This is a genomic window from Comamonas sp. FG99, from assembly GCF_057808605.1.
On record NZ_JBMDII010000007.1, the window covers coordinates 1 to 26,622 of the forward strand.

The 26,622-nt window shown below is 68.1% G+C and carries 22 protein-coding genes and 1 pseudogene; 8 read left to right on the forward strand and 15 right to left on the reverse strand.

Going from position 1 to position 26,622, the window contains the following annotated elements; genetic code table 11:
- From ACODRX_RS06425 to ACODRX_RS06435, 3 genes and pseudogenes are all read left to right on the forward strand, one after another.
- Positions 1-801: pseudogene (locus ACODRX_RS06425) on the forward strand (hypothetical protein); the annotation flags it as partial.
- A 189-nt stretch (positions 802-990) separates the two neighbouring features.
- Positions 991-1,512 (forward strand): hypothetical protein, encoded by a 522-nt coding sequence (locus tag ACODRX_RS06430; protein WP_488870334.1) that lies wholly within the window; start codon positions 991-993, stop codon positions 1,510-1,512.
- A gap of 248 nt (positions 1,513-1,760) precedes the next feature.
- The gene (locus ACODRX_RS06435) at positions 1,761-3,380 is read left to right on the forward strand and encodes a DUF7933 domain-containing protein (protein WP_488870335.1); all 1,620 of its coding nucleotides are present in this window, start codon (positions 1,761-1,763) and stop codon (positions 3,378-3,380) included.
- Between the two features lie 3 nt (positions 3,381-3,383).
- Here ACODRX_RS06435 and ACODRX_RS06440 read toward each other — a convergent pair whose 3' ends face one another.
- Positions 3,384-4,718 (reverse strand): sulfatase family protein, encoded by a 1,335-nt coding sequence (locus ACODRX_RS06440; protein WP_488870336.1) that lies wholly within the window; start codon positions 4,716-4,718, stop codon positions 3,384-3,386.
- A gap of 20 nt (positions 4,719-4,738) precedes the next feature.
- Positions 4,739-5,710, reverse strand: a complete 972-nt coding sequence (locus ACODRX_RS06445; RefSeq protein ID WP_488870337.1) for a Bug family tripartite tricarboxylate transporter substrate binding protein — start codon at positions 5,708-5,710, stop codon at positions 4,739-4,741.
- Positions 5,711-5,887: 177 nt separating this feature from the next.
- Here ACODRX_RS06445 and ACODRX_RS06450 point away from each other — a divergent pair, with 177 nt between their 5' ends.
- Positions 5,888-6,439 (forward strand): MarR family winged helix-turn-helix transcriptional regulator, encoded by a 552-nt coding sequence (locus ACODRX_RS06450; RefSeq protein WP_488870339.1) that lies wholly within the window; start codon positions 5,888-5,890, stop codon positions 6,437-6,439.
- A gap of 89 nt (positions 6,440-6,528) precedes the next feature.
- On the forward strand, positions 6,529-7,638 hold the full coding sequence (gene hemE / locus ACODRX_RS06455; protein ID WP_488870341.1) for a uroporphyrinogen decarboxylase: 1,110 nt from the start codon (positions 6,529-6,531) through the stop codon (positions 7,636-7,638).
- Between the two features lie 9 nt (positions 7,639-7,647).
- Here hemE and ACODRX_RS06460 read toward each other — a convergent pair whose 3' ends face one another.
- The 11 genes from ACODRX_RS06460 to ACODRX_RS06510 all read right to left on the reverse strand — a co-directional run bounded on the left by ACODRX_RS06460 (position 7,648) and on the right by ACODRX_RS06510 (position 19,510).
- Positions 7,648-9,003 (reverse strand): esterase-like activity of phytase family protein, encoded by a 1,356-nt coding sequence (locus tag ACODRX_RS06460; RefSeq protein ID WP_488870342.1) that lies wholly within the window; start codon positions 9,001-9,003, stop codon positions 7,648-7,650.
- 184 nt (positions 9,004-9,187) lie between these two features.
- A complete protein-coding gene (locus ACODRX_RS06465; protein ID WP_488870344.1) occupies positions 9,188-9,754 on the reverse strand; it encodes a D-glycero-alpha-D-manno-heptose-1,7-bisphosphate 7-phosphatase in 567 nt (188 codons plus the stop codon).
- 94 nt (positions 9,755-9,848) lie between these two features.
- Complete coding sequence (gene glyS / locus ACODRX_RS06470; protein ID WP_488870345.1) at positions 9,849-11,972, reverse strand: glycine--tRNA ligase subunit beta; 2,124 nt, start codon at positions 11,970-11,972, stop codon at positions 9,849-9,851.
- Complete coding sequence (locus ACODRX_RS06475) at positions 11,972-12,514, reverse strand: metal-dependent hydrolase (protein WP_488870347.1); 543 nt, start codon at positions 12,512-12,514, stop codon at positions 11,972-11,974. Before ACODRX_RS06475 ends, glyS begins: the two co-directional genes overlap by 1 nt.
- A gap of 7 nt (positions 12,515-12,521) precedes the next feature.
- Positions 12,522-13,427: a glycine--tRNA ligase subunit alpha gene (glyQ, locus tag ACODRX_RS06480; protein WP_488870348.1), complete on the reverse strand. Its 906-nt coding sequence runs from the start codon at positions 13,425-13,427 to the stop codon at positions 12,522-12,524.
- Positions 13,428-13,559: 132 nt separating this feature from the next.
- Entirely contained in the window at positions 13,560-14,777 is a 1,218-nt protein-coding gene (gene fabB, locus ACODRX_RS06485; RefSeq protein WP_488870349.1) for a beta-ketoacyl-ACP synthase I, read from the reverse strand.
- Positions 14,774-15,295, reverse strand: a complete 522-nt coding sequence (gene fabA, locus ACODRX_RS06490) for a 3-hydroxyacyl-[acyl-carrier-protein] dehydratase FabA (RefSeq protein ID WP_488870350.1) — start codon at positions 15,293-15,295, stop codon at positions 14,774-14,776. The genes fabB and fabA overlap by 4 nt, the downstream gene beginning before the upstream one ends.
- A gap of 258 nt (positions 15,296-15,553) precedes the next feature.
- Positions 15,554-17,149 (reverse strand): apolipoprotein N-acyltransferase, encoded by a 1,596-nt coding sequence (gene lnt / locus ACODRX_RS06495; RefSeq protein WP_488870352.1) that lies wholly within the window; start codon positions 17,147-17,149, stop codon positions 15,554-15,556.
- Positions 17,150-17,168: 19 nt separating this feature from the next.
- A complete protein-coding gene (locus ACODRX_RS06500) occupies positions 17,169-18,053 on the reverse strand; it encodes a CorC family transporter (RefSeq protein WP_488870354.1) in 885 nt (294 codons plus the stop codon).
- A 96-nt stretch (positions 18,054-18,149) separates the two neighbouring features.
- Complete coding sequence (locus tag ACODRX_RS06505; protein WP_488870356.1) at positions 18,150-18,905, reverse strand: GNAT family N-acetyltransferase; 756 nt, start codon at positions 18,903-18,905, stop codon at positions 18,150-18,152.
- Between the two features lie 113 nt (positions 18,906-19,018).
- Positions 19,019-19,510, reverse strand: a complete 492-nt coding sequence (locus ACODRX_RS06510) for an Lrp/AsnC family transcriptional regulator (RefSeq protein WP_488870358.1) — start codon at positions 19,508-19,510, stop codon at positions 19,019-19,021.
- Between the two features lie 84 nt (positions 19,511-19,594).
- Here ACODRX_RS06510 and ACODRX_RS06515 point away from each other — a divergent pair, with 84 nt between their 5' ends.
- Positions 19,595-20,533: an MBL fold metallo-hydrolase gene (locus ACODRX_RS06515; protein WP_488870359.1), complete on the forward strand. Its 939-nt coding sequence runs from the start codon at positions 19,595-19,597 to the stop codon at positions 20,531-20,533.
- A gap of 211 nt (positions 20,534-20,744) precedes the next feature.
- The gene (locus tag ACODRX_RS06520; protein ID WP_488870361.1) at positions 20,745-23,045 is read left to right on the forward strand and encodes a catecholate siderophore receptor Fiu; all 2,301 of its coding nucleotides are present in this window, start codon (positions 20,745-20,747) and stop codon (positions 23,043-23,045) included.
- 26 nt (positions 23,046-23,071) lie between these two features.
- Here ACODRX_RS06520 and ACODRX_RS06525 read toward each other — a convergent pair whose 3' ends face one another.
- Complete coding sequence (locus ACODRX_RS06525) at positions 23,072-25,051, reverse strand: lytic transglycosylase domain-containing protein (protein ID WP_488870363.1); 1,980 nt, start codon at positions 25,049-25,051, stop codon at positions 23,072-23,074.
- 154 nt (positions 25,052-25,205) lie between these two features.
- Between ACODRX_RS06525 and ACODRX_RS06530 the strand changes: the two genes are divergently transcribed.
- A complete protein-coding gene (locus ACODRX_RS06530; RefSeq protein ID WP_488870365.1) occupies positions 25,206-25,778 on the forward strand; it encodes a 5-formyltetrahydrofolate cyclo-ligase in 573 nt (190 codons plus the stop codon).
- A gap of 91 nt (positions 25,779-25,869) precedes the next feature.
- Here ACODRX_RS06530 and ACODRX_RS06535 read toward each other — a convergent pair whose 3' ends face one another.
- Positions 25,870-26,367, reverse strand: coding sequence for a hypothetical protein (locus ACODRX_RS06535; RefSeq protein ID WP_488870366.1), 498 nt, complete (start codon positions 26,365-26,367; stop codon positions 25,870-25,872).
- Positions 26,368-26,622: the final 255 nt, after the last annotated feature.

Sequence of the window (26,622 nt, forward strand, 5' to 3'; positions counted from 1 at the left end):
GCCAGCGGCGGCACGCCGGTGCAGGCCTGCGCCGCGCCTGCGGGCAGCGCCACCGCGCCAGCCGCGCTGCTCGACCAGACCTTCGACCTGCAGCCCGGCGCCACGGTGAGCTACCAGATCACCGCGCTGGCCGACGCCGCGGCGGTCATCAGCACCGAAAACACCGCCACAGCCACCGTGCCCGGCGGCGCCGCCTGCAGCCAGGGCGGCGCGCAGCAGGCGTCGTGCAGCGCCACCACGCCTGGCAACAGCGTGTCTCCCAAGCCCGAGATCACCATCGCCAAGACCTCCAGCACCGCCGGGCCGGTGGCTGCCGGCGGCTCGGTGAGCTACACCGTCACCGTAGCCAACGTGGGCATGGTGGCGGCGGCGCAGCTGCAGCTAAGCGATGCCTTCCCGCCCGGCCTGGTATCGGCCAGCTGGACTTGCAGCGCCAGCGGCGGCACGCCGGTGCAGGCCTGCGCCGCGCCTGCGGGCAGCGCCACCGTGCCAGCCGCGCTGCTGAACCAGACCTTCGACCTGCAGCCCGGCGCCACGGTGAGCTACCAGATCACCGCCCAGGCCGGCAGCAGCGCCGTCGCCAGCACCGAAAACACCGCCACGGCCACCGTGCCCGGCGGCGCCGCCTGCAGCCAGGGCGGCGCTCAGCAGGCTTCGTGCAGCGCCACCACCCCCAAGGGGCAAACGGGCGGCGGCAACACGGGCACGCCCACGCCCACGCCCGTACCCGCCAATGCGCCGTGGGCCCTGCTGGCGCTGGGCGCGGCTGCCGCCTGGCTGGGCCGGCGCGCGCTGCGCTGACGCCACAGGGGGCATGGCCGCATGCGCGTCGCATGCATGCCAGGCCCGGCTAGCCAACACGGCACCATGGCCCTATAGTGGGGCCATGGTGCCGTGGCGGTCTGGCTGCGAATCCTCCCACCGCTCCGCCATGGCTGTATGAACCGCACCGCCGGCGTGCCTGCCGCGGTGCCCACCAGGAGATGCACCATGGCCTCGATCGTTCATACCTCCCGCGCCGGCGCCCCGCACCATTCGCCCAAGCTGGTGTGCTTCGGCATCCTGCTGGCCAGCCTGGCGATTGCCGGCATCGTCCTGCCGATGGAATGGAATGTGCTGGCGCTGCTGGCCGAGCTGCCCAAGTGGGCCGGGCTGCAGCAGCTGCTGGCCCGCGCACCGCTGGCGAGCTGGCTGCTGATGCTGCTCTGGGGCACGGCCGTGCCGCTCTCGCTGCTGCTGGCGCTGCGCTACCACCGCAATGCCATCGGCGCGGCGCTGGCCATCGGCTTTGCCGCGCTGGCGCTGCTGTGGTACATGCACATGCCCGCGCTCAGCCAGTGCGGCGACATCTACCCGAACGCGGCACTGTGCAGCGGCCTGCAGTGGAGCTACAGCCTGAGCCTGGCCATCGCCAACGCGGTCTACCTGTTCGCGGTCATCCTCGGCCTGCTCTCGGGCATCGGGCTGATCGCCACCAAGGTAGGAGGCGACAAGCCGGGGCTGTGGGGCTGACCCCGCGCAGGCAGCCGGTCTCTGGCGCACTCACGCACCTGCGTTGCTGGCGTGCGCACTCCGCCTGGAGTTGACAATTCATATACCTGTTCTATCAAAGAGCGTCTGATAATTTTGGAAATCTAAAAATTACCAGAATGCATGCCAGGGCGTGCCTAGTTCCGGCACCCGTGCCAGCAGATCGTCGCCCAATGACTCCAAGGGTGCCAAGAGCCATCGGGGACTGCTCATTTGCATGGAGAACAAGTATGTTGAATATCAGATCTTTCCTTTCAGTCCACGGGACTGCGCTTTCTTTTCGATCATTGCGGGGTAGTGGTGGCCGCGCTCTGGTCATGCTCTCACTGCTGCTTTCCGGCCTCGCCGCGCAGGCGCAGGTTGGCCCGAATTACCGCTGGATCGATTTCTCCGGACAAACGGCACCCTCGGTAGCCAGCTATCCCGCAACGCTGACCAGCAACGATGGCAGCGTGACCATGACGGTGTCCGGCAATGCACCCATCGGGTTCGCCAATGCCGGCAATGACGGCGGGCCCAATCCACTGGCAGCGCCCTTTGTGGGGGCCGGCAATGCCCGCACCGGCGTGGTTGTGAGCCAGGCACGCAGCACTGCCACGTTCACCTACCAACTGGGCAGTCAGGTGGTGGCCCAGAATTTCTGGATATCGGATCAGCGTTACGACACCTGGACTGATATCAGCGGCGATTGCATGAATGCCGCAGGCACAGGCCTGGAGGCCTGTGATTTTCGTAACCTGCCCGGCCAATACACCGGTCAAACCAGCGGCTCAGGTTACTGCGGCACCGGGCTCCAGCACTATGACAATTCTGCTGGAGTACTGACTCTGTATACCAATGCGCCCAACAACAACTGCATTCAGTCGGACAGCTACTATGTGCACTTGCCTGCCAACTTGCGCGTACTTCGGGTCCAAGTCAACCATAGCGGCAATACCGACTTCACGATACATAGCCTCTCGGTGGCCGATGCGCCGAGCGTCACGAAGAGCTTTGCGCCCGCTGCGGTACAGCCCGGCGGCCAGAGCACGCTGACCATCACCTTGAGCAATACGACCCCGGATACGCCCGTGCCCGGCGTGAACGTGACCGATGCGCTGCCTGCGCCGCTGCAACTGGTCAGCGCCACACACACCTGTACGGGGGGCACGCTGTCGGCCACGGCGGGCAGCAGCAGCGTTGGCCTGTCGGGGACCACCATTCCGGTGGCAGGCTGCCAGATCACGGCCCAGGTGCAGTGGCCCGGGACCAACGCTGGCATCGGCGCCTGCCTGGCAACTCCCAGCGTGACCAATACCATCGCGCCGCCTGCGCAATTCAACACCGCATTGGGCCAGATGGGTACAGCCGCCGCGGCCGAGCTGAGCTGCAGCTACACCGCTGCGCAAGTGAGCGTGGCCTGCGTGCCACCCACCATCACCGACTCGCCCAACCAAGTCTCGACCTGCACGGTGAGCTCCACCTCGCCCGCGGGGCCGGACGGCCTGAGCGTGAACCTGAATCTGCCCGCGTCCAACCCGCGCTACACCAGCACCTGCGCCAGCCCGCTGCTGATCGCCGCAGGCGCCACATCGGCCAGTTGCACCATTACCGCCACGCCCAATACCGTGGTGGGCGACGGCAGCGTGACCGCAACGCTATCGGTGGCGCCGCCCAGCACGGCCGGGCTCTACACAGTGGCCGGTGGGCCGGCCCAGGTCGAGGTGCAGGACGACGACAAGGCGGTACCCGCTGCCACGCCGACACCGGTGCCCGCCGTGGGCGGCGCTGCCCTGCTGCTCACCTCTGCCGGCATCTTCGGGGTGGGTGCCGCGCTCAGCCGCCAGCGCAGGCGCCGGGCCGGCAAATAGGCGTCAGCGCTGCGGCATGTCCTGCTCGGTGTAGCACAGGCTCACCGTCGCCTCGCCCGGAATCGCCGGCATGCCGGCGTTCCAGGCTTCCCAGGCGCTGACCATGGCCTGCAGCCGCGCGGGCGCCACCTGGGCCAGGTTGGCGCGCTCGCGCTCATCGGCCGCCAAGTCGAAAAGGTAGTCGATGCCGTCCACGCGCAGGTATTTCCAGTCGCCGGCGCGCATGGCGCGCTGGCCGCGGTGGTTCATGCGCCAAAAGAGCGGCCGCTCCTGCAGCCACCGGGCATCGCGCAGCAGCGGCTGCAGCGAGGCGCCATCCCAGGCGTAGCCGGCGGGCGCCACGGCGCCGCCCAGCTCCAGCATGGTGGCGGACCAGTCCATGGTCATGCAGGCCTGGCGGCTCACGCCGCCGGGCGCGACCGCCGCCGGCCAGTGCGCGATCCACGGCACGCGGATGCCGCCCTCGGTCAAGTCCATCTTGCCGCCCACCAGCGGCCAGTTGTCCGAGAAGCGCTCGCCGCCGTTGTCGCTGGTGAAGACCACCAGCGTGTCGCGCACCAGCCCCTGCGTGTACAGCGCCTGCATCAGCCGGCCTATGCCTTCGTCCATGTGGTGGATCATGCGGCGGTAGCTCTCTACATTGCCGCCATGCAGATGGTAGATGGCCTGCTGGCTGTCGCGCAGCTCGCGCGCCAGCGCCTCGTCCTCGCGCGTCTCCCAGGGCCAGTGCGGCGCGGTGTAGTGCACGCTCAGGAAGAACGGCGTGCCGGCCCGCGCGCCCCCGGCCATGCGCTCGATGTAGTCCACCGCGTAGTCGGTGATCAGGTCGGTGAGATAGCCTTGCTGCGCCTTCTCCTCGTCGCCGAACCACAGGTCGTGCTGGCCGTTGGCGCCGCAGTGCGTGAAATAGTCCACGCCGCCCGACATGGGGCCGAAGAATTCCTCATAGCCCGAGCGCAGCGGGCCGAAGTGCGGCGGGTAGCCCAGGTGCCACTTGCCCATCAGCGCGGTGCGGTAGCCCGCGTCCCTGAGCAGCGACGGCAGCGTCGGGTGGCTGGGCGGCAGGCCGAGCTGGTCGTTGCCGCGCGTGGCGGTGCGGATGGGTTCCTCGGCCGCGCCGCGCAGGCGGTACTGGTAGCGCGCGGTCATCAGCGCAAAGCGCGTGGGCGAGCATACCGGCGAATTGGCATAGCCCTGGGTGAGCCGCAGGCCGTTGGCCGCCAGGCGGTCGAGCACCGGCGAGACCGGGCCGAAGCCGGCGTCGCGGCCGCCGTAGCAGCCCAGGTCGGCATAGCCCAGATCGTCGGCGACGATGAAGATGATATTGGGGCGTGTCATCGAATGCTTCCAGGCCAATATCAGGGCCGGTAGCCCGACGCGCGGATCACCGGCTCCCATTGCTGGCGGTAGGCGGCCAGGCGCTGGCGGGTCTGGGCGGCGCTGGCCACCACCGGATCGAGATTGGACGACCTGAACTGCCGCACCGTCTCGGGCTCCTGCATCACGGCGCGGATCGCCGCCTCGTAGCGCGCCACCTGGGCCGACGGCATGCTGCGCGAGGCGAAAAAGGTGTTCCAGCCCGCGGCCGCCAGATTGACGCCCGCCTCCTTGAGCGTGGGCACCTGCGGCGCCAGCGGATGGCGCTGCTCGCTGGAGACGGCCAGCAGCCGCAGCTTGCCGGCCTCGTGCTGGGGCAGCAGCACGTCCAGCGTGTCCACCGCCGCCGGAATCTGCCCGCCGATCAGGTCGGTCACCAGCGGCGCCGAGCCCTTGTAGCCCACCGCCTCGGCCTTCACCTCGGCCTGCTGGCCCAGCATCAGCGCAAAGAAGTGCGGCAGGCTGCCGGTGGCCGGCACGCCGATGTTGGCCTGGCTGGGGTTGGCCTTGAGCCAGGCCAGCAGGTGCCTGAGCTCCTTGACCGGCACGGCGGTGGACACGGCCACGCCGAACACATAGCTGTTGACCTCGCTGACCGGCACGAAATCGCGGGCCGCGTCGTAGCCCACCTCGTTCATCACCAGCGGCGCCACTACCATCACCGCGGGGTTGGCCAGCATCAGCATGGGCTGGGTGGGCGGCGCGTTCTTCACGTACTGCGCGGCCACGCGCCCGCCCGCGCCTACCTTGTTCTCCACGATCACCGGCTGGCGCAGCGCGGCCTGCAGCTTGTCGGCCACGATGCGCGCCACCCGGTCGCTGGAGCCGCCGGCGGGGTAACCCACCACCACGCGCAAGGTATGCTCCTGGGCCCAGGCGGGCAGTGCGGCGGCGCCGCTGAGCGCGCCCGCAAAGGCGGCGGACTGGGTCAGGAACTGGCGGCGCTGGATCATGTTGTTGCTCTCCACAAATCAAAAACCGAACATGGTGCACCATGGCTTCATCGCGCAGGCCATAAGCTATTCACCGAACGATCTATCGGCCTGCCGATGCTGCGCGGCCGGCCGTTGCCACAATGTAGCCAGCATCAAGACGATTGTTGAAATCAACTGTTGTGAGGAATTTCCCGCATGCCAGCCCCCGCAGCCGCCCATCCGCTCACCGATCCGCAGCAGGCCAGCGACCTGCTGCTGTACCGGCTCGCCAAGCTCGCCGCAGTATCGGCGCGGCTGGTCACGCGGCTGTGCGAGGGGCAGTACGGCATCACCCGGCGCGAATGGGGCGTGCTGATGTGGCTGGCGCAGCAGCCGGGGCTGCCGCCTTCGGCGCTGGCCGAGCGGCTGGAGCTGGACCGCGCCCGCATCTCGCGGGCCATCGCCTCGCTGCAGGCCAAGGGGCTGGTACACAGGCAGGCTTGGCCCGGCAACCGGCGCCTGGCGGTGCTGCAGCTCAGCGCTGCCGGCCGGCAGCTGCACCAGGCGCTGTTTCCGCAGATCCGCGAGATCAACCTGCGCATGCTCGCGCCGCTGGCGCCCGCCGCGCTCGGGCAGCTCGATGCCGCGCTGGCCCTGCTGCAGCAGCAGGCCGAGCAGCAGTTGCTGCTGCCGGCCGGCGAGCGCATCTACCCCCCGCGCAGCGCCGGCCCGCACTATCAAAACAAGAGCACACAGCACCCGGCCTGATTGCGCAGCCCCGGATTGATATCAATACCGGGCGGCTGCCGCGCCCTTTTTGCCGCAAGAGCGGCGCCGCGGTGAACGACAATGCGGGCATGAGCACGACTTTCGCCCCGCTGTCGAACGACAGCTTTCTGCGCGCCTGCCGCCGCCAGGCCACCGACTACACCCCGCTGTGGCTGATGCGCCAGGCCGGCCGCTACCTGCCCGAGTACAAGGCCACGCGCGCCAAGGCCGGCAGCTTCATGGGCCTGGCCACGAATGTGGACTATGCCACCGAGGTGACGCTGCAGCCCCTGGAGCGCTTCCCGCTGGATGCGGCCATCCTGTTCAGCGACATCCTCACCGTGCCCGATGCCATGGGCCTGGGCCTGTCGTTCGCCGAGGGCGAAGGCCCGCGCTTTGCCAAGGTGGTGCGCGACGAGGCGGCGGTGGCCGCACTCGCGGTGCCCGACATGGACAAGCTGCGCTATGTGTTCGATGCGGTCACCAGCATCCGCCGCGCGCTGAACGGCCGCGTGCCGCTGATCGGCTTCTCGGGCAGCCCCTGGACGCTGGCCTGCTACATGGTCGAGGGCAAGGGCAGCGACGATTACCGCCTCGTCAAGAGCTTGATGTACAGCCGCCCCGATCTGATGCACCGCATCCTCGCGGTCAATGCCGACAGCGTGGCCGCCTACCTGAACGCGCAGATCGACGCCGGCGCCCAGGCGGTGATGATCTTCGACAGCTGGGGCGGCGTGCTGGCCGATGGCGCCTTCCAGCAGTTCAGCCTGGCCTACACCCGGCGCGTGCTGGCGCAGCTCAGGCGTGGCGGCGTGGACGGCGCCGACGTGCCGCGCATCGTCTTCACCAAGGGTGGCGGCATCTGGCTGGAGGCCATGAAGGACCTGGACTGCGAGGTGCTGGGCCTGGACTGGACCGCCAACCTGGGCCAGGCCCGCGCCATCGTCGGCGCGCGCCATGCGCTGCAGGGCAATATCGACCCGAACGTACTGTTCGCGCCGCCCGCGCGCATCGCCGAGCAGGTGCGCGCGGTGCTGGAGAGCTTTGGCGCGCCGCACACCGACCAGGCCGCCACCGGCCCCACGCACATCTTCAACCTGGGCCACGGCATCAGCCAGTTCACGCCGCCCGAGCATGTGGCGGCGCTGGTCGAGGCGGTGCACGCGCAGTCGCGGGCCATGCGCCGCAGCGGCTCGTAGCCGCCCCTTTTAGCGGGCCTTCAGGAAATCGCCCACCTCCAGCAGCACCAGCTCGTTGTCGTCGGCCCGGTTGGGCTCGCGGCTGGAGCTGAAAGGCAGGTTGTTGTCGTTGCCGACCACGATGTGCGAGCCGTCCACCACGTCCACATTCTCGATGGTGAAGAACGGGAAGCTGAGCACGCCGCCATTGAGCGGCTTGCGCGCCAGGCGCCGCGGGTCCTGGATGTCCAGCAGGTCGATGTAGCCGATCTTGCGCAGCTCGCCGCCCGCGTTGGCGTCGGTGAGCTCCACCTTGTAGATGCGCTTGAACTTCGCGAGATCGTGGAAGCAGTCTTGGCGCTTCTCGCCTGCGGGGCAGGCCTTGTCGGCCGTGCCTTCGCCGTTGTCGCGCTCGATGATGAGGCCGGTGCTCTCGTCGATCATGTTGAAGTCGCCGATGGCATGCTGGTTGGCCTCCAGCGGGTACTTCCAGTAGCGGCCCGTCCATTGCTCGCGCTTCACGTCGAATTCGAGCACGCGCAGGTACTGCCTGCCATCCACAGCCTCGTAGGCCTTGGCGTCTTCGTTCCACACCGGGCCTTCGAGCAGCGCGTAGAGCTTGCTGCCATCCTTGCTGGAGGCCATGCCCTCGAAACCCTTGGAGCGCTTGATCTGGAACGCCGGCGCCTTGGCATCCGGCGCGCCCGCGGTGGTGACGGCGGGGTGGTCGGGCGAGCGCACCACCTTGCCATCCACCTGGGTCTCGAACACCGCCAGCACCTTGCCGTTCAAGTCGGCCTTGATGAGATAAGGGCCGAACTCCTCGCCGATCCACAGCGCGCCGCCCGCGAACTGGAAACTCTCGGGATCGAAGTCCGCGCCCGTCAGGTAGCGCTGCCGGCTGCCTTCCTCGGCGATGCGGAACGGCACCTTCTTGTCGGGGTCGTGCAGGAACACGGTCTGCTTGCGCTGGAACTGGCCGCTCTTGAAATCCACGGCATAGTGGTTCAGGTAGAGCATGAAGTCGGGCGAATTGGCCTTGGCGCCCGCGCCGTTGTCGGTGAGTATCCAGAACGAGCCATCGGCCATGCGCTTGATGCCCGAATGGCCTTGCAAGGGCTGGCCCTTGAACGGCAGCGACACGCCGGTGGGCCGGCCGGCCGACAGCCCCTCGATGCTGCCCAGCTGGTCAGCGCGCTGCGCGGTGGTGAACTTGCCGCTGGCCTGCAGGTCGGCGGGCGCATCCTTGGGCGCGGGAATGAAGCTCTGCGCCGGCAGCACGGCGTGGCCCGCCAGCGTGGCGGGATAGGCCTGCTGCGCCTGGACGCACGAGAGGGCTGCGCAAGCCAGCAGCGCGCCGGCGGCAATACGGTGAATGGAGAACATGCGACGAAATGCGGATCAGGATGAAAACCGCCATCCTGCCCGGCGCGCATGACACGGCCATGTCAATGCATCCCGGGCCTCATACGGTTTCGCAATCAATCGAGAACGCGACACGAAGCCGCAGGCAGTACAGGTGGTACGACCAGGCGAAGCAACAAAGTTATCGTTTGATTGCGAAACCGTATCAGGCCGGCGCGGCCGCGGCACACCCATGCTCGCGCTCGACCAGCGCGGCCACGCAGTCCTGCAAGGTGTCGTAGGCTGGTATGCAGGGCATGGGCAGCTCGGGCAGCTCCACGCCGGGCAGCGCCGCGGTGCCCACGCGGTACAGGCGCGCGCCCACCACCGCTCCGGCTTGCAGCAAGGCGCCGCGGCTGCCGATGACCGCCACCTTCGAGGCCTCCACGCCAAAACGCTCCAGCACCTGGCGCAGCAGCTGGGCCTGGGGCGCCAGGCAGTCGCACTGGTCCTCGGGGGCATGCGGGCAAAAGAACACCGCATCCAGCTTGGCGCCGGCGGCGGCCAGCTGCTTGTACATCTGGCGGTGGTATTCGTTGAGCGCGGCGCAATCGTAGAGCCCGCGCCCCAGGCCCGGCTGGGTGGTCATCAGCACCGCATGCCAGCCCGCCTGGTTCAGGCGCGCAACCGCCTCCAGCGCGCCTGGCAAGGCGTTCCATTCGCCCAGGCGCGGCGTGTGGGGCGGCGGCTCCGCGCACAGCGTGCCGTAGCGATCCAGGACTGCCAGTTTCATTGCCGCTCCCTCCTACATGAATGCATGCCGGCAGCATATCGGCGGGCCCCGCGCCGCGCCACGGGGCAAGTCCCGAGGCGCGGGCAGGGCGGGATCAGGCCGCGGCCAGGCGCGAGAGGTCGGCCACGCGGTTCATGGCCTCGTGCAGCGTAGCCAGCAGGCCCAGGCGGTTGGCCTTGAGCGCCGGGTCGTCGGCGTTGACCATCACATGCTCGAAAAAGGCATCCACCGGCGCGCGCAGCGCGGCCAGGGTCTGCAGGCTGGCGGTGTAGTCGCCGGCGGCGAATTGCTGCTGCGCCTGGGGCGCGACCGACTGCAGCGCGGCGTATAAATCCTTCTCGGCGGCCTCGGCCAGCAGCGCGGCATCCACCCGCGCCGCGACCGCGCCATCGGCCTTCTTGAGGATATTGCCCACGCGCTTGTTGGCGGCGGCCAGCGCCTGCGCCTCGGGCAGCGCGGCAAAGGCGCGCACCGCGTCGAGGCGCTTTGGCACATCCGACAGGCGCTGCGGGCGCAGCGCCAGCACCGCGTCCACCTCCTGGGCGCTGAAGCCCTGCTCGCGCAGGCTGCCGGCCAGGCGCTCGTAGATGAAGTCGAGCAGCTGCGCGCTGGCATCCTGCACCTTGTCGCCGAAGGCGGGCAGGCTGCCGGCCAGCAGCGGCTGCAGGTCCAGCGGCAGGTCTTTCTCGACCAGCATGCGGATCACGCCCAGCGCATGGCGGCGCAGCGCGAACGGATCGCGGTCGCCGGTGGGCAGGTTGCCGATGCCGAACATGCCCACCAGGGTTTCGAGCTTGTCGGCCAGCGCCACCACCACGCCGACAGCGCCGCGCGGCAGCTCGTCGCCGGCAAAGCGGGGCTTGTAGTGGTCTTCGATGGCGTCCGCCACGGCCGCATCCAGGCCGTCGTTGAGCGCATAGTAGCGGCCCATGGTGCCCTGCAGCTCGGGGAACTCGCCGACCATGTCGGTCAGCAGGTCGGTCTTGGCCAGCAGCGCGGCCTGGTCGACCTGGGCCGCATCGGCGCCCATTTGCGCGGCTATCAGCCTGGCAATCGCGCGCACGCGCTCCACGCGCTCGCCCTGGGTGCCGAGCTTGTTGTGGTAGACCACCTTGGCCAGCAGCGGCACGCGCGATTCCAGGCTCTTCTTGCGGTCCTGGTCGAAGAAGAACTTGGCATCGGCCAGGCGCGGGCGCACCACGCGCTCGTTGCCACCAATCACCGCGCTGGCATCCTGCGGGCTGATGTTGCTGACCACCAAAAAGCGGTTGGTGAGCTTGCCGCCCGCATCCAGCAGCGGGAAGTACTTCTGGTTGGCCTTCATGGTCAGGATCAGGCATTCCTGCGGCACGCCGAGGAATTCGGGCTCGAACTCGCAGACCAGCACGTTCGGGCGCTCGACCAGGGCGGTCACCTCGTCGAGCAAGGCGTCGTCCTCGATGGGCGTCAGCGCCTGGCCGGCCTTGGCGGCGGCCGCCTTCAGCTGGGACTCGATCGCCGCGCGGCGCGCATCGAAGCTGGCGATCACCGCGCCCTGCTCGGCCAGCACGGCGGCGTAGCCATCGGCATCGGCGAGCTGCACCGGATCGGCCTGGGCCTCGAAGCGGTGGCCGTGCGTGGTGTTGCCCGCCGCCAGGCCCAGCGCCGTCACCGGCACCACCGCGCTGCCATGCAGCGCCACCAGGCCATGGGCCGGGCGCACGAACTGCACGCTGTCCCAACCCGGCAGCGGGGTGCCGCTTTCGAGCTGGTAGGTCATCACCTTGGGAATCGGCAGCTTGGCAATCGCCTCGGCCAGCGCCTTCTGCAGGCCATCGGCCAGCAGCGCACCGGGCGCGGTGCTGTCGTAGAACAGCGCCTCGGCCTTGCCGTCCTGCGCGCGCTGGAGGCCGGCGACGGCCGAGGCATCGGCGCCCAGCGCCGCCAGCTTCTTGAGCAGCGCCGGCGTGGCCTGTCCATCGGCCGAGAGCCCCACGCTCACCGGCATGAGCTTTTGCGACACCTGCTTGTCGGCGGCCTTGGGCAGCACGGCCGTGATGTGCGCCGCCAGGCGGCGCGGCGAGGCATAGGCGGTGAGGCGCGAGGCGTCCGAGGCCAGGCCCTGGTGGCGCAGCTGCGCCAGCAGGGCCTGCGCAAAGGCATCGCCAAGCTTTTTCAGCGCCTTGGGCGGCAGCTCTTCAACGAACAGTTCAACGAGTAGGTTCTGGGACGAAGTCATCAGGATTTCCGGGTATGGCGCAGCGCGAAAATCGACAGGCCGATGGTCAGCAAGGGGAACCATACGGTGAACAGCTCATTGCTCACCACCTGCAGGCCGCGCTGCGAGAAAAAGCGGGTTGCCGCGATCGGCGATACCTCGATCGGCCGCCAGGGACTGAAAAATCGCTCGGATGTGAAAGGCCACAGCGCGGCGATGCCGCTGCCGCCGCTGGTCAGCATGTCCAGCAGCGGGTGCGAGAAGCAGCACAGCACCATCCAGGCATAGCCGGCCAGGCGCGGCACGCCCCAGCGCCGCGCCAGCAGCAGGCCCACCAGCCCGAGCGCCAGCGCGAAGCCCAGCGTGTGCGTGTAGCCGCGGTGGCCCCACATGCCCCCCAGGTTCACACCCAGGTTGATGCCGAACTGGTGCGGGACGCCATCGAAATCCGGCGCTATCGCGGCCAGCATGCCCGCCAGCAGCATGCCGGGCGGCACGCGGCGGCTGCCCAGCGCCAGCGTGGCGGCCACGGGCACGGCGACATGCGAGAAGATCGTAGGCATGGGCGCGTTATGCAGCCTTGGGAGTCATCCGCGCCACCCATTCGCGCGGCGCCATCGGAAAGCCCAGGCGCTCGCGGCTTTCGTAGTAGCTCTGCGCCACCGCGCGGGCCAGGTTGCGGATGCGGCCGATGTAGGCGGCGCGCTCGGTCACGCTGATCGCGCCGCGCGCATCCAGCAGGTTGAAGGTGTGGGCCGCCTTGAGCACCTGCTCGTAGGCCGGCAGCGCGAGCTGCTGCTCCATCAGGTGCTTGGCCTGCTTTTCGTGCGCGTTGAACGCGGTAAACAGGAAATCGGCATCCGAATGCTCGAAGTTGTAGGTGGACTGCTCCACCTCGTTCTGGTGGTAGACGTCGCCGTAGCTCAGCGTGTCGGTCCACTTCAGGTTGTAGACATTGTCCACGCCCTGCAGGTACATGGCCAGGCGCTCCAGGCCATAGGTGATCTCGCCGGTGGCGGGCTTGCAGTCGATGCCGCCGACCTGCTGGAAGTAGGTGAACTGCGTCACCTCCATGCCGTTGAGCCAGACCTCCCAGCCCAGGCCCCAGGCGCCCAGCGTGGGGTTTTCCCAATCGTCCTCGACGAAGCGGATGTCGTTCTTCTTCAGATCGAACCCCAGCGCCTCCAGCGAGCCCAGGTACAGCTCCAGGATATTGGCCGGCGCGGGCTTGAGCACCACCTGGTACTGGTAGTAGTGCTGCAGGCGGTTCGGGTTCTCGCCATAGCGGCCGTCCTTGGGGCGGCGGCTGGGCTGCACATAGGCGGCCTTCCAGGGCTCGGGGCCGATGGCCCTCAGGAAAGTCGCGGTATGCGAGGTGCCAGCGCCCACTTCCATGTCATAAGGCTGCAGCAGCGCGCAGCCCTGGGCGTCCCAGTATTGCTGCAGCGTGAGGATGATTTGTTGGAATGTGCGCATGTTCTCAAAGACCGTTGGCGCAGGCACGGCGCCTGCTGGATCGAAGCTGTTGATTCTAGGGGCTTGGCGCCGCAAGTTGGCAGCAGCGGCAAAAAGGCGCCCGAAGGCGCCTTGTTTTGGGCAGAGGATTTGTCAATCTTCCCAGCGCCGCAGCACCAGGCAGGCGTTGGTGCCGCCGAAGCCGAAGCTGTTGGACATCACCTGGCGCAGCTCGGCAGCGCGCGATTGCGTGGCCAGCGGCATGTCGCCCAGGGCCGGATCGGGCGCGTCCACATTGGCCGAGCCGGCGATGAAGCCCTTGTTCAGCATGATCAGGCAGTAGATGGCCTCTTGCGCGCCAGTGGCACCCTGCGAATGGCCGGTCAGCGACTTGGTGGAGGAAAACGGCGGCACCTTGTCGCCAAAAACCGTCTTCAGCGCGCCAACTTCCTGCATGTCGCCCACGGGGGTCGAGGTGCCGTGGGTGTTGACATAGTCGATCGCGCCGTCGAGCCCGGCGATGGCCTGCCGCATGGCGGCCACCGCGCCCTCGCCCGACGGGGCGACCATGTCTTCGCCGTCCGAGGAAATGCCGAAACCCACGATCTCGGCCAGGATGGTGGCGCCACGGGCCTGGGCATGCTCCAGGCTTTCGAGCACCACCGCGCCGCCGCCGCCGGCGATCACGAAGCCGTCGCGCCCGGCATCGTAGGCGCGCGAGGCCTTCTCGGGCTCGTCGTTGTACTTGCTGGACATGGCGCCCATGCCGTCGAACAGCATGGCCAGGCCCCAGGACAGCTCTTCGCCGCCGCCGGCGAACATCACGTCCTGCATGCCCCAGGCGATCTGCTGCGCGGCCGCGCCTATGCAGTGCGCCGAGGTGGAGCAGGCCGAGGTGATGGAGTAGTTGATGCCCTTGATCTTGAAGTTGGTGGCCAGGTTGGCCGACACCGTCGAGCCCATGCAGCGCGTGACCTGGTAGGGGCCAACGCGGCGGATGCCCTTGCTGCGCAGCGTGTCGGCGGCCTCGATCTGGTTCGCGGGCGAGCCGCCGCCCGAGCCCATGATGAGGCCAGTGCGCGGGTGGCTGATCTGCTCGGGCGCCAGGCCCGCCTGCGCGATCGCGTCTTCGAGCGCAATCTGCGCATAGGCGGCGGCATCGCCCATGAAGCGCAGCTGCCGGCGGTCGATGCGTGCCTCGACGTCGATGTCGGGCTTGCCGGCCACCTGGCTGCGCAGGCCCAGCTCCTTGAATTCAGGCATGGCGCGAATGCCCGAACGGCCTTCGCGCAGCGAGGCCTCGACCGAGGCCCAATCGTTACCGATACAGGAGACGATGCCCGCCCCCGTGATAACCACCCGACGCTTCATGCAGCTTCCTTCGCATCGCCCTCACGCAGGAACAGTCCCACGCGCAGATCGCTGGCGACGTAGATTTCCTTGCCATCGGCCAGCAGGCGCGCATCGCCGATGGCCATGTTCAGTTTGCGCTTGATCACGCGCTTGATGTCGATTTCGTAGGTTACCAGCTTCACCTCGGGGCCGACCTCGCCGGTGAATTTCACCTCGCCGGCACCCAGGGCACGGCCACGGCCGGGCAGGCGCAGCCAGGTGAGGTAAAAGCCGATCAGCTGCCACATGGCGTCCAGCCCCAGGCAGCCGGGCATGACCGGATCTCCCCGGAAGTGGCATTCAAAAAACCACAAATCCGGCCGAACATCGAGTTCCGCGACGATCTTGCCCAAGCCGAACGCACCGCCCTTGTCGTCGATGTGGGTGATACGATCGAACATCAGCATCGGCGGCAGCGGCAGGCGGCCGCTATCGGGACCAAACAGCTTGCCCTCTCCCGAGGCTATGAGTTGTTCGTAGGAAAAAGAATCAGCCATTATGGTTCGTGCTCCAGGGGGCGGACAGCGCCGCCGCTTCTTATCTCGCAGGGCGAAACTCTATAGAAATACCCCACATTATCCAGCCTAACCGAAGCCGCGCCACATGAGAAAGCCATCAATTTCACTGTGCTTTGCGCAAAAAACGTAGCTTTGGTCAGATTGTGCAAGCAAGTATCGACCAACGAGCCGAGGCCGTAAAAGCCTGCATCACGCATCAAATGATGCGCAATGCTGCCGATCTGCCGCCGAAACCATTCAGCGCACAACGCGGCCCTGGCGCCGGCCATGCCAGGCCAGGGCCGTGGCCAGCACACCGCCCAGCAGCCACAGCGGCCACAGCCCCAGGCGGGCGGCCCACCAGGCAAAGGGCGTGACCGGCGCATCGCGCCCCTGCACCTGCGCGCTCAGCACGGCGCGGGTGTGGTGCGGCAATTGCTGCCGCACCTCGCCCCGGTAGTCGATGACGGCCGTCGCCCCGGTGTTGGTCGCGCGCAGCATGGGCCGCTCCAGCTCCAGCGTGCGCATGCGGCTGATCGCCAGGTGCTGGTCGATGGCGATCGAGTCGCCGAACCAGGCGATATTGCTGGCATTCACCAGCACCGTGGGCGCGCGCGCCGGGTCGGTGAAGCGGGCCGCCAGCTCTTCGCCAAACAGGTCTTCGTAGCAGATATTGGGCGCCCAGCGCTCGCCCGCCCAGGCGAACGAGGCCTGGCCCACGCCGCCGCGGTTGAAATCGCCGAGCGGGATGTGCATCAGATCGGTGAACCAGCGGAACATCGGCGGAATGAACTCGCCAAAGGGCACCAGGTGGTGCTTGTCGTAGCGGTAGCCCTGGCCCGAAGGCGCCAGCGCCACCATGGAGTTGGTATAGCCCTCGGTGAAATTGCCCAGCGGCACGCCGATCAGCGCCGCCTGCCGGCCGCCGGCAAAGCGCTGCTCCAGCGCCTGCCAGTAGTTGGGCGGCACGTCCTTGAGCAGCACCGGGATCGCTGTCTCCGGCGCCACCACCAAGCTGGCCTGGGCCGCGGCCAGCTGCTGCCCGTACCAGTCCAGCGCCATCGGCACGCCCGAGCCGGGCTGGAACTTCTCGTCCTGCGGGATATTGCCCTGCAGCAGCGCCACATCGACCGGCTTGTGCGCCGGGTCTGCGCCCGCGTTCAGCGCCAGCTCGCGCTGCCAGTCCAGCGTGAGCAGCACCGCGCCGGCCAGTGCCAGCGCCAGGTACAGCGCCGGGCGCCGCAGCCAGTCGGTCCGCCACAGGGCCAGCACCATGGCCGCCGCCGCCGCCACTGCGCCCAAGCCGTACACGCCCACCCAGCGGGCCAGCGGCACCAGCGGGCCATCGACATGGGCATAGCCGCCAGCGCCCCAGGGAAAGCCGGTCCACAGCACGCCCCGCGCCAGCTCCGCCAGCAGCCAGAGCGCGGCGAACAGCAGCGCGCAGCCCAGGCCGCCCGGCGGCCGCCAGCGGCGGTACGCCCAGCAGGCCAGGCCGTAGTAGAGGGCCAGGAAGCCGGCCAGCGCGAGCACCGCCAGGGCCGCCAGCGGTGCGGGCAGGCCGCCATAGGTGTGCATGCTGATGAACAACCACCAGAAGGTGGCGCTCAGCCAGGCGGTGCCGAAGAGCCAGCCCAGCCAGGCCGCCTGCCGGGCGCGCGCTGCGCGCTGCACCTGCGCCGCCAGCACGGCCAGCGACAGCAGCTGCAGCCACCACAGCGGCTGCCCGTGGGCCAGCAGGCTGCCGGCGCCGGGCCAGGGCCAGGCCAGCGACCAGGCCTGCAGCACGCCGGCCAGCACGCAGATGGCGGCGGCCACGGGCCAGCGCCAGCGGGATTCAGCGGTGGCGCCCATCAGCGGGTGAAGGCAGGCATCAGGCGGCGGCGCCGTTGACGGCCGCGGCCGCGCTGCGCTGCACGCGGAACCAGCGCACCGCGCCGCCCTTGGTGAGCAGCACCTCGAAATGCAGGCCGCCCAGCATGATCTGCTCGCCGCGCTTGGGCACATGGCCCAGTTCGTGGGAGATCAGCCCGCCGATGGTCTCGAAGGATTCGTCCGGGTCGCTGCTCTCCAGCTGCACGCCGAAGCTCTCTGCGACCCGCTCGACCGGGGTGTCGCCCGAGATGCGGTAGGTGTCGTCGGCCAGCGCGAAGATATCGCCTTCTTCCTCGGGAATATCGAACTCGTCCTCGATCTCGCCGACGATCTGTTCGAGCACGTCCTCGATGGTGATCAGCCCCGCCACGCGGCCGAACTCGTCGATCACGATGGCCAGGTGGTTGCGGTTGCCGCGGAACTCGCGCAGCAGGTCGTTCAGGCCCTTGCTCTCGGGCACGAACGCCGCCGGGCGCAGCAGCGCGCGGATGTTCAGCTGCGGCGAGCGCTGCAGCTTGAGCAAATCCTTGGCCAGCAGGATGCCGATGATATTCTCGCGCTCGCCCTGGTACACCGGAAAGCGCGAATGCGCGGTGCTGATCACCGCACGCAGCACGTCGTCGTAGTCGGCATCGATGTCGACCAGATCCATGCGCGGCGCGGCCACCATGGCGTCGCCCGCCGTCATGCCTTCCATTCGGATCACCCGCTCCAGCATCACGCGGGAGTCGGCATTGATCACCTCATTGTCCTCGGCCTCGGCCAGGGTCTCGATCAGCTCGTCGGGCGAATCGGGGCCGGGGTGGATGAATTCAACAACCTTTTGCAGGAAGCTGCGCTTGTCTTCTTTCTCGGGAAAGCGCGAAGGATGGGGGTCTGACACTGTCTTGGAATGCAGGACGTGCGGTAGTGAAACAGGCCCCTAGGATAGCGGATTCTTCGAAACCCGCGCAAAGCACTCACAATCGCGAAATAGCGCCTATTGTCCAGAGCGGTGCCGCCCTTCCTGCACGCTGCGGCGCACTTCCTGCACCGTGGCCAGGAAGCCCCAGAACTGCCGGGCCTGCTTCTTGAACTGGTAGTCCATCTCGCCCATCTGGTTCTCCACCAGATCGGCCATGCGCGTGTCGAAGCCGGCGGGCGGCAGCTTCAGGTAGGCCTCGGACTCGGAGCCGTCGCGCTCGACCTTGGCGCCGGCATTGCGGGCGATCCGGAGCATGGCCGTGTTCTCCGACAGCGCATGGATGAAGAGCATGTGCACGCCGTGGGCACGCGCATCCATCACCGCGCGGTCGAACAGCCGGGCACCCAGGCCCTTGCCGCGGGCCGTCTTCAGCACCGAGACGCCGAACTCCGCGCAGCTTTCCATGCCCGGCGTGTCGGCGAAGGCCACATGCGCCATCGCGATCATCTTGAGGCGCCGGTTGAAGATGCCGTAGATGTCGTCGCGCTTGAAATCGAGCTGCTCCACGTAACGCTCGATCTGCGCGTCGCTCGCGCTGTAGCCGAAGCGCAGGTAGCGGTCGGTCTCGTCGAGGCTGAGCAGGTGCGCCGCGATGCGCGGGCGGTGGCGCTCGCTGAGCGCGCGGATCGGCACCAGTGCAGCACTGCCGCGCCTTTTGCGCCCGCCGCCGGGCGAGCCATCGGGCTGCGGATTGGAACGACCCAAGAACGGGCCAAACGCCTGCAAGCCGGCGCCCATCGTGTCTTGAAACCATTCTTTAGTCATCATCATGCCCCTCAATATAAGGGTTTCCCCTAGGAAGCGCAATTATGCTGCACCGCAACATTGTGAACCAGTGTGCAATTCCCTCCTGCCATGGTGCACTTAGCGGCGGCAGTATGCGCTTACCACTCCAGCGGCAGCGCAGTGGTGTTCTTGACCCTCTCGAGCACGAAGCTGGTCTTGCAGTCCTGCACGCTGGGGTGGCGCAGCAGGGTGTCCATCACGAAGCGGCTGTAGTGCGCCATGTCGGCCACCACCACGCGCAGCAGGTAGTCCATCTCGCCGGTCAGCGCCACGCACTCCACCACCTCGGGCCAGGCCGCCACGCTGGCGCGAAACAGGTCCATGGGGCTGCGCTTGTGCGCGTCGGTGAACTTCTCCAGCCGCACATTCAGATAGGCCGTCATCCCCAGCCCCACCGCCTCGGGGCGCAGCAGGGCCACGTAGTGGTCGATCACACCGCCCTCCTCCAGCCGCTTGACGCGGCGCAGCACCGCGCTGGGCGACAGGCCGACCCGCTCGCCGATCACGTCATAGGTTTCGCGGCCATTGCCCTGCAGGCACTGGAGGATGGCGCGATCGAGCTTGTCGAGCGCAGGGGGCTGGCTGGTCATGGGCGGATTGTAGAAGCCGCGGCCCGTGCCCGGCTCGTGCCGCCCCTTGCCCGCCAAGCCGGGCAAACTGCTACGCTTGCGCGCATGAACACCGCTGCCTACGAACTCCCCCCCGGCGTCCAGGTCCTGGAGCGCGGCTGGCTGTCTGCCAACAACATCGTGCTGGCGGTGCGCCCGGGGCAGGCGGGCGAGGCGGCGGTGGTCGACACCGGCTACCACACCCATGCCGGGCAGACGGTGGCGCTGGTGGAGGCGGCACTGAACGGCGCGCCGCTGGCGCGCATCGCCAACACCCACCTGCACAGCGACCACTGCGGCGGCAATGCCGCGCTGCGGGCGCGCTGGCCCGCGGCGCGCATCGCCATCGCCCCCGGCGAGGCGCGGGCGGTGGCCGCCTGGGATGAGGCGGCGCTGAGCTACGCGCCCACCGGCCAGCACTGCCCGCGCTTTGCCTTCGACGAGCTGCTCGCGCCCGGCACCGAGGCGCTGCTGGGCGAGCGGCGCTGGCAGGTGCATGCGGCGCCGGGGCACGATCCGCACTCGGTGGTGCTGTTCGAGCCCGCCAGCCGCACGCTGGTATCGGCCGATGCGCTGTGGGAGAACGGCTTTGGCGTGGTCTTCCCCGAGATCGAGGGCACGGCCGCGTTCGACGCAGTCGCGGCCACGCTCGATGTGATCGAGCGGCTGCAGCCGCGCGTCGTCATCCCCGGCCACGGCCCGGTGTTCACCGGGCTGGCCCCGGCTCTCGTGCAGGCGCGCCGCCGGCTCGAAGGCTTTGTGCGCCACCCCGAGCGCCACGCGCTCTATGCGGCCAAGGTGTTGCTCAAGTACAAGCTGCTGGAGTGGCAGCGCATCCGCGCCGCCGAGCTGCAGGCCTGGGCCGCCGCGACGCCGTATTTCGGCATCCTCCACGCCCGCTATTTCGCCGGCCAGGGCCGCGCGGACTGGATGGTGCAGCTCGTGGCGGAGCTGGAGCGCTCCGGCGCGGCGTCGCGCGAGGGCGACTGGGTGCTCAACGCATAGAACGCCAGGCCTGCCAGGCCCCAGGCCACGCATGCGTTTCAAAAAAACAACCGATAGTTTAATTTCAATAGTTACAATCGATTGAATCAAGCGACGCGCAGGAATGGCAACACCGCCTGCGCCGCCTGATCCTCTCAGCCAGCCCATGGGCGCCGCAGCGGCGCTCCCACCGCCAGCCGGTTTCTTCCTCTTTCGACACAGGAGTACCCGCATGGCGCATACCTCCGTCTATATCGTCAGCCGCAAACGCCCGCCAACCCCGGCCCTGCCGCATGCAGCCAGCCTGGCCGCCACCGTGCTGGCGCTGGGCCTGCCGGCGCACGCGCAAACGACACCAGCCACCAGCCAGGAGCTCACGCTCAAGGAAGTGCATGTGAAAGGCGCCCGCCAGGGCGGCTACAAGCCCGAGGCGCTGTCGTCGCCCAAGTTCACCCAGCCGCTGGTGGATACGCCGCAGACCATCACGGTGATCCCCCAGGAGGTGATGGCGGAGCAAAACGCCACCACCTTGCAGGAGGCGCTGCGCAACACCCCCGGCGTGACGCTGCTGCTGGGCGAAGGCGGCAACTCCAATGCCAAGGACAGCATCTTCATGCGCGGCTTCGACACCAGCGGCAGCATCTTCGCCGATGGCGTGCGCAGCCTTGGCAGCAGCGTGCGCGACACCTTCAACGTGGAGCAGATCGAGGTGATCAAGGGCGCATCCGGCTCCGAATATGGCCGCGGCGCGCCTTCGGGCAGCGTCAACATGGAGACCAAGACGCCGTTCGCCGGCACGCTGACGCAAGGGCGCGTCTCCGGCGGCAGCGCCGACCGCAAGCGCGCCACCATCGACCTGAACCGGCAGATCAACGACACCACCGCCTTCCGGCTCAATGCCATGGGCCAGAACAGCGGCGCGCCAGGCCGCGACTTCGTGCGCAACAAAGGCATAGGCATCGCGCCATCGATCGCGTTCGGCCTGGGCACGCCCACGCGCATCACCGCCGACCTGCAGCTGCTGCGCTATGACAACCGCCCCGACGGCGGCGTGCCCACGGTGGGCCTGCCCGGCTACCTCAACGCATTGCTGGCGAGCGCGGGCATCGATGTCGGCCACATCCCCGGTGTCAACCCATCGAACTTCTACGGTAGCCTGAGCGACTACAGCCGCACCGGCCTGGACCAGGCCACCGTGCGCATCGAGCATGATCTCGCCGCCGGCACCACCTTGCGCAACACCACCCGGGTGAGCCGCAACAAGATCGACCAGCTGATCACCGGCACCTCGGGCATCGTCAGCGACGGGCGCGGCGCGAACGCCGTGGCCCGGATCGACCCCACCACCTGGACCGCCTCGCGCTCGCGCCAGCTGCGCTGGCAAGAGAACACCCTGGTCACCAACCAGACGAACCTGACGGCCCGCTTCGACACCGGGGGCCTGAAGCACTCGCTGTCCACCGGACTGGAGCTGATCTATGAAAAGCAGCTCTCCAAGGGCCGCTCAGGCGCCGGCACCGCGCCGCCGGCCAACCTGTACCACCCCGATCCGGACGATCCCATCAGCGGCCAGAACATCGTCTTCTCGGGCCAGCAAAGCAAGGGCGACACCAAGACGCTGGCGCTCTACGCCTTCGACAACATCGAGTTCACGCCGCAGTGGCAGCTCATCGGCGGCCTGCGCATGGACCGCTACCGCACCAGCAACGACAGCATCACCGCGCCGAACGCCACCACCGGCGTGCAGACCCGAACGCAGCTGCGCACCAGCGGCACGCTGTGGAGCGGCAAGCTCGGCCTGGTGTTCAAGCCGGCGGCCAACGGCAGCGTCTATGCCAGCGTCTCCACCTCGCAGCAGCCCCCGGGCGGCAGCAATTTCTCGCTGAGCGCGCGGGAAGGCAATATCGACAACCCCAACATGGACCCATCCAAGGCCGTCAACCTGGAGCTGGGCAGCAAGTGGGAGCTGCTGGACAACCGCCTGCTGCTCACTGGCGCGCTGTTCCAGACCACGGTGCGCAACGATTTGAGCACCGTGGATCGCGCCACCGGAGAAGTGACCCAGTTCGGCAAGAAGCAGGTCAAGGGCATCGAGCTCGGCGTGGCCGGCCAGATCACCCCGGCCTGGAACATCAGCGCCGGCCTGGCGAACATGTCGACCAAGGTCGTGAGGGGCGAAAACACCCAGACCGGCGCGCAGCTGTACTGGTCGCCCAGGATGAGCTTCACCAGCTGGACCACCTACAGCTTCGGCAACGGCCTGACCCTGGGCGGCGGTGCCCGCTACCAGGACTCGACATCGCGCAGGATAGACAACACGGCCAACGCCGCCAACACCAGCATGCTGCGCACGCGGGACTTCTGGGTCTTCGATGCCTTCGCCGCTTACCAGGTCAACCCGAACCTGCGCCTGCAGCTCAACATCTACAACCTGGCGAACAAGAAATACCTGGCCAACCTCAACAACAACGGCGGCCGCTATACGCCCGGCGCGGCCCGCTCCGTGCTGCTGAGCGCGAACATGAAGTTCTGAGTTGGCACACCGGGCCGCTCACCCCCTCAAGGCAGATCCTTGTAGGCTTCGAGCGCCCCGGCTGCGCGCGGCCCCACCGTGCCCAGCCGGCTCCTGAGCGACTGCGGCTGCCCGGTGATCAGCGCCGCGTAGCTGGTGGTGTTGGACAGCACCTTCTTCACATAGTCGCGGGTTTCGGCGAAAGGCACGTTCTCGGCCCAGATCGCGGCATCCAGCACCGGGCCGTTGCGCCACGAGCGCGGGCGGCCCGGGCCGGCGTTGTAGCCGGCGGCGGCCAGCGCCATCGAGCCGTCGAAATCCTCCAGCGCCAGCTTGAGGTAGGCCGTGCCCAGCGTGATGTTGGTGTCGCGGTCGTTGATGGCGGCGGGCGAGAAATCCGCCATGCCGATCTTGCGCGCGGTCCAGCGCGCCGTGGCCGGCATGATCTGCATCAGCCCCGAAGCGCCCACGCCCGAGCGCGCATCCATGATGAAGCGGCTTTCCTGCCGGATCAGGCCGTAGACATAGGCTGGATCGAGCCCGATCTCGCCCGCGCGCGCCACCACCGCGCTCTTGTAGGGCATGGGAAAGCGCTGCTGCACATCCACCACCGACTTGGTGCGCTCGCTGGTGTTGATGCAACGGTCCCACACCTGGCGCTGGCAGGCCCAGTCGGCGGCGGCCAGCAGCTCGGCATCGCCGTAGCCGCCGGGCGTGTGCAGCGCGACGCCGTAGTTCCACTCGCGCACGCCTTCGCTGCGCAGGCCGATGTTGATGGCGTACAGGCCGCGCACCAGGCTCGGGTCGGCGCGCACCCTGGCCTTGGCCTGCTCGTCGATGCCGGGAGCGCCGCTTTGCATGCTGACCTTCTGGCCCAGCTCCTCCAGCGCCAGCTGCTCGTAGAAGCCCTGGGGGCCGGCGATCTTCTGGAACAGCTCGCGCGCCTGGCTGGCCTCGGTCTCGCTCACCTTGCCCTGCTGCAGCGCCTTGGCGCGCCAGTAGATCCAGGTGCTGTCGGCGCGGGCCTCGTCGCTCATCGCCTCGATGCTCTTGCGCACCGCCTGCCAGTTGCCCACGCGCAGCGCAGCGCGCGCCTTCCAGGCCAGCATGTCGTCGCTCAGGCGACTGTCCTTGCCCACGCGGGCATAGGCCGCCAGCGCATCGGACGAGAGCTTGAGCGCCTGTTCCTTGCCGATCACGCCCCAGACCCAGTCGCGCTGCTCGGCCGCCAGCAGCTCGCCCCAGCGGGCGCTCATCAGCGTGGCCGCGCCGTCGGGATTGTCGGCCGCCACCCGCACCAGCGCCAGCGCGGCCAGCTCCTGCTGCACCTTGCCCTGCAGCCTGGCCTTGGTCAAATACTTGGTGGGGCCATTGAGCACATCTTTCAGCGCCGGCAGCTGCATGGGCGCGACGATCTCCACCGCCGCGCGCGCGGCGCGCAGCCGCCCGGCCTCCAGCGCGATGCGGGCGCGGCGCCAGATGTCGCCCTCGCTGAGCTTGCCGGCGGTGAACAGCTCGCCGGCCGCGTAGTTGCAGCCGTCCTCATAGTCGCGCTGGGCATACCAGTTGGCCTTGACGGTGCGCGCGATGTCGTCGGCCTTGCCGCCCGACAGCAGCTCCACCACGCCGGCGTAGCACTGCACCTCGCGGTCGTCGCCCATGCGAAACGCCGGATGCAGCGCCGCGAAATTGCTCCAGTCGCGCCGCTGGCCCAGCAGGCGCAGCCAGTCGTTGCGCAGGCGGTCTTCCTGGTAGGTGCCGGCCCAGCGCGCCAGAAAAGCCTGCACCTCGTCGGAGCCGGCCTCGCCCAGCCGCGCGCGCAGCTCCCAGTAGGCGGCCCAGGGTTCGAGCACATGGCCGTGGGCGGCGGGCAGCAGCTGCGCGAGCCGCAGCTTGTCGCGCTTGAGATAGGCCTGCTGCATGTCCAGCAGCACTTCATCGCCCGCATTCTGTGCCTGCGCCGCAGGCCACAGGCTGGCGCCCACCAGTACCGCCAGCAGCGGCTTGAGAAAAACTTTCCAACGCATGGACCGCAACCTCGAAAACAATCTGAAAAATCATACACATTCGGTGTTTTCACCAAGATTGCTCGGACAAATTGCCCCACCCCGCGGGTTTCGGCCGCGGGCCTGCCGCATGCTGTCACAATGCGGCGAGTCGTGACACTGGAGGAGCCCCCGGATGGATAAAGCAGCCCTGCGCAAGACCCTGGTGCAGCAGCGCCTGAACATGCCCGACCGGCTGCGCAGGTCGGAACAGTTGATGCAGGTGCTGCGCTTCTGGCTGACGGAGCGCACGGATACGGTGATCGGCGCCTACTGGCCCATCAAGGGAGAGTTCGATCCGCTGCCCGCGCTGCACCGCTGGAAAGAAGACGGCGCGCTGATGGACGAGCCGCTCTTGCGCCGCATCGGGCTGCCGGTGGTCAACAAGCAGCACAAGACGCTGACCTTCCACGCCTGGCACCCCGGCTGCCCGATGGAGGAAGACGCCTACGGCATCCCCAAGCCCAAGGACACCGAGCTGATCGTGCCCACGCTGCTGTTCGTGCCCTGCGTGGGCTATGGCCCCGGCGGCTACCGCCTGGGCTACGGCGGCGGCTTCTACGACCGCACGCTGGCCGCGCTGCAGCCGCGCCCCTACACCGTGGGCCTGGGCTATACCAACGGCTTCATCGACGACCTGGAGCCCGAGCCGCACGATGTGCCGCTCGACGCCATCCTCAACGACAACGGGGTGGTGTGGCCGGTGTGAGCCGCTTCCAAAAGAAGAGCTATTAGCGATTTATACACAATGATTTCCATATAAAAACCATTTGAAAATAAGCAGCAATAGGCGCTAGCAGCTACTCTTTTTGAAAATTTGCCGCCAGCAAATCGGCCACCTGCCGGCGGGCTATCTCATGGCCGTGGGTGGCCGCCTTGGCCATCCACATCAGCGCCTCGGCATGGCCGGCGCCGCCCTCGGGCTGCGGGCCGGCGGCGTGCAGGATGGCCAGCCAGTGCATGGCATCGGCCTCGCCCTGCCGCGCGGCCTGCAAGAGGAAATACCGCGCCGCCGCAGCAGCGCTGCCGGCCTCGCGCAACGCCGCCAGCGCCAGCAGCGCGCCCATCTCGGCCTGGGCCGCCGCCTCGCCCCCATCGGCCCGCAACAGCAGCTGCACCTCGTCGCCGGCCAGGGCCAACGGCAGCCATGGCTGCACCGCCGCGAACGGCACCAACGCCCGCCCACCGGCCAGGCCCAGGCGCGGCACCCGGCCGGCCTCGATGCGGCGCTGCCAGGTACGGACGCTGCGCCCGGTCAGCACCGCGGCGGCATGCAGGCTGAGGGCCAGGGAAGGCATGGCTGGGCTCATGCGCCAATATTAGCAACGAACTATTGAATTTTTGTCATTGATTTACAAAGACGATCAATCGCCGTCGCGGCACCCCGTGCGACAGCTTTTGCATGTCGCATGCATGGCGGCGACAAATGGCCTCCTCAGGATCGAATAACCGGATTTTCCTGGCTGGCACGATGGTTGCGTTGGATGGCTCCGTTCAGGCACAAGGCCTGGCGCAGGCTCAAAAGCCTGATTCTTCACCGAGGGAGGCATTCA